Genomic DNA, 3,295 nt, shown 5'->3' on the forward strand with positions numbered 1-3,295 from the left:
GGCCCGCGCGGCCGCCCGGGCGGGCGGCGCCCACCGTCGGCCGCCCTCGTCGGCGTACTGCCGCGGCTGCTGGAAGGAGCCGAGCTGGCGGCCGCGCGGCTCGTCGTCGCCAGTCTGGACCCGGACCCGGACGAGCTGCCGGTCCCGGTGGCCGGGGCGGCCCGTGGCTGAGGCGGCGCCCTGGTGGTCGCCGGCGGCCGCCCTCGTCCTCCTCGCGGCCCTGGCCGTGCTCGCCGTCGCGGGCGACGCCCTGCTGGCCGCCCGGGAGGCCGGCCGCCCGGTCACCGCGTCGGCGGCGCTGCGCCCGCTCCTGGACGTGCCGCGGCTGCTGCTCGCCCAGCCCCGCAGGACACCGGCGGCCGACCTGCTGCTGTGGCGCATCGGCGTGCTGACCGTCCCGGTGGCGGCCGTACTGGCGTCGGCGGTCGTCCCGTTCGGCCACCTGGTGGTCGCCGACCTGGAGGTCGGCGTGGTCTGGTTCAACGCCATGGAGGTCCTGACCTGGGGCGGGCTCTGGCTCGCCGGCTGGGGCCCGAACGCGGCGTTCGCCCTGGTCGGCGGCTACCGCTTCATCGCCCAGGGCCTGGCCTACGAACTGCCGCTGATGCTCGCCCTGATCTCCGCGTGCACCGGCGCGGAGTCGCTGCGCGTCGGCGACATCGCCGCCGCGCAGGACGGCCTGTGGTTCGCCGTGTGGATGCCGGTCGCGTTCGCCGTCCACCTGGCGGGCGTGCTCGCGTTCAGCTTCCTGGGCCCGTTCGACCACCCGGCCGGACGGGACGCGGCGGGCGGCGTGCTCGGCGAGGCGTCCGGCACCGACCGGCTCCTGCTGCGGGCCGGCCGGTGGCTGCTCCTCACGGCCGGGGCCGCGATGGCGGTGCCGCTGTTCCTGGGCGGCGGCGCCGGGCCGCTGCTGCCCGCCTGGGCCTGGTCGCTCGTCAAGACCCTCGCCGTGCTGGCGCTGCTGGTGTGGGCGCGGCGGCGGATCCCCACGCTGCGCCCCGACCGGTACGTGGAGTTCGCCTGGATGGTCCTGGTCCCGCTGACCCTGCTCCAGGCGCTCGCGGTCGCGGTCGTCGTACTCGAACGGTGAACGGTGAACGGTGAACAGCAGGAGGAGGCAGACGTGACCACGGCCCTGTTCGCGGTGCTGGCCGTCCTGGCCCTGGCCGGCGCCGTGCTGGTGTTCCGCTGCGCCTCCATGGCCAGGGTGACGTTCGCGCTGCTGGGCTCGCTGTGCTGCGCCGGCGGCGTGGTGATCCTCCTGGGACTGCCCTACCTGGGGGTCGTCGTCGTCCTGATGATGGTCATGGAGATGGTCATCATGGCCGTGTTCATGATCGCCTACATGATGAACCCGGCCGGCCTGATGCCCATGGCGATGGTCCACAACCGGCGCGGCGCGCTCGCGATCAGCGCCGCGGTCTTCCTCGCCCTGGCCGCGGGTGTCCTCCTCGTACCGTGGCCGGACCGGGTGGGCGAGGCGCCGCGGGACACCACCTTCCAGGCCGGTGAGGTGCTGATGCGCGGGCAGATGCTGACGATGGTCACACTCGGATTCGCCCTGCTCGCCACGATCGTGGCGGCGACGGTGCTCGCCACGCACCGCGGCCGCTACGACCGGTTCGGCGACGACCTGGACCGGCGCCCGGCCGACGACCCGGCGGGCGGAGGCGTGGGCCGGTGACCATCGAGCCGTACCTCCTCCTGGCCGCCGGCCTCTTCGCCATCGGCCTGTACGGGGCGCTGTCCCAGCAGTCCATCGTCATGATCATGATGGGCATCGAGCTGATGATCGGCGGTGTGATCGTCGCCGCCGCCGCGTTCTGGCACTTCCTGGCGCCCGCCGCATCGAGTGGCCAGGTGGTGGTCGTCGCCGCGGTGGTCGCGATGGCGGTGGAGATGGCCATGGGCTTCGCCGTCACCACGGCGATCTTCCGCGCCCGCGAGGTCGACACGGCCGACGGCGCCGAGGAGCTCAAGGGATGAGCGCCCTGCCGTGGCTGCTGGTGGCCGTGCCGCTCGGCGGCGGCGCCCTGCTCGCGCCCGGCGGCCGCCGCGCCGACCGGTACGCCCCCGCCGTCGGCCTCGCCCTGGCGACGGCCACGCTCGGCCTTGCGGCGGCCGCCGCCGTCGTACGGCCCGAGGTCGGCGTGCCGCTGTTCGCCGACGTCGACGCGGGGCTGCGCGTCGACGGACTGTCCGCCGTCCTCGTGGTGACCGTCGCCGCCGTCACCCTCGCCGTACTCGGCTACGCGGCCGGGCAGCGGGACCCCGGCCGGGACGGGGCACGGTTCCACGGGCTGATGCTGCTGTTCGCCGGCTCCATGCTGGTCACCGTCACCGCGACCACACTGCCGCCGCTGCTGATGGCGTGGGAAGTGATGGGCGCCGCGAGCTGGGCGCTCATCGGCTTCCGCCGCCACGAACCGCACCGGGTGCGGGCCGCCGACACCGCCTTCCTCACCACCCGCGCCGCCGACCTCGGCCTGTACGTGGCAGCCGGCGCGGCCGTCGCGGGCGGCGCGGGCTCCCTGCGGCTCGACGCCCTGGCGACCGCCGGCACGCCCTGGCTCCACGTGCTGACCGCCGGCGTGGTCGTCTCCGCGCTCGGCAAGTCCGCGCAGCTCCCGTTCTCCTTCTGGCTGTCGCGGGCCATGCAGGGCCCCAGCCCCGTCTCCGCCCTGCTCCACTCGGCCACCATGGTCGCCGCCGGCGCCTACCTGCTGCTCCGCCTCCACCCCGTACTCGCCGCCACCGGCTGGGCCGAGCCCCTGGTCGCCTGGGCCGGGGCCGCCACCGCACTCGTCCTCGGCGTCGTCGCGGCCGCGCAGTCCGACCTGAAGCAGCTCCTCGCGGCCTCCACCTGCGCGCAGGTCGGCTTCATGGTGCTCGCCGCCGGCACGGCCGGTGTGGCGGGCGGCACCGCGCACCTGGTGGCCCACGCCGCCGTCAAGGCCGGGCTGTTCCTGGCCGCGGGAGCCTGGCTGACCGCACTCGGCACCCAACAGCTCACCGCCCTGCGCGGCGCCGCCCGCTCCTACCCGCTGGTCGGCGCGGCCTTCACCGCGAGCGCGCTCGCCCTCGCCGGACTGGCGCCGCTGTCGCTGTGGGCCACCAAGGACGAGATCCTGGCCGCCGCCCGCGCGACCGGCACCGCCCACGGCACCGCCCTGTACGCCGTCGGGCTCACGGCCGCGGCCGTCTCCGCCGTGTACAGCGTCCGGGCACTCCGGTACGTGCTGCCGCCGCCCGCCGACGACGCCACCCGCTACGACACCGAGCGGCGGCGCGG

The 3,295-nt window shown here is 75.9% G+C and carries 4 protein-coding genes; all 4 read left to right on the top strand.

Annotation, left to right across the window (positions count from 1 at the left end; genetic code table 11):
* Positions 1-163 precede the first annotated feature (163 nt).
* A complete protein-coding gene (locus tag HTZ82_RS13425; RefSeq protein WP_175409587.1) occupies positions 164-1,093 on the top strand; it encodes a complex I subunit 1 family protein in 930 nt (309 codons plus the stop codon).
* A gap of 33 nt (positions 1,094-1,126) precedes the next feature.
* A complete protein-coding gene (locus HTZ82_RS13430) occupies positions 1,127-1,687 on the top strand; it encodes an NADH-quinone oxidoreductase subunit J (RefSeq protein ID WP_175409588.1) in 561 nt (186 codons plus the stop codon).
* Positions 1,684-1,989, top strand: a complete 306-nt coding sequence (nuoK, locus tag HTZ82_RS13435; protein WP_175409589.1) for an NADH-quinone oxidoreductase subunit NuoK — start codon at positions 1,684-1,686, stop codon at positions 1,987-1,989. The genes HTZ82_RS13430 and nuoK overlap by 4 nt, the downstream gene beginning before the upstream one ends.
* Positions 1,986-3,295, top strand: a 1,310-nt coding sequence (locus HTZ82_RS13440) for a proton-conducting transporter membrane subunit (RefSeq protein ID WP_175409590.1), incomplete at its 3' end; no start/stop codon positions are given. The genes nuoK and HTZ82_RS13440, both read left to right, overlap by 4 nt.

The organism is Streptomyces sp. TRM64462, assembly GCF_013362995.1.
Taxonomy (GTDB): domain Bacteria; phylum Actinomycetota; class Actinomycetes; order Streptomycetales; family Streptomycetaceae; genus Streptomyces.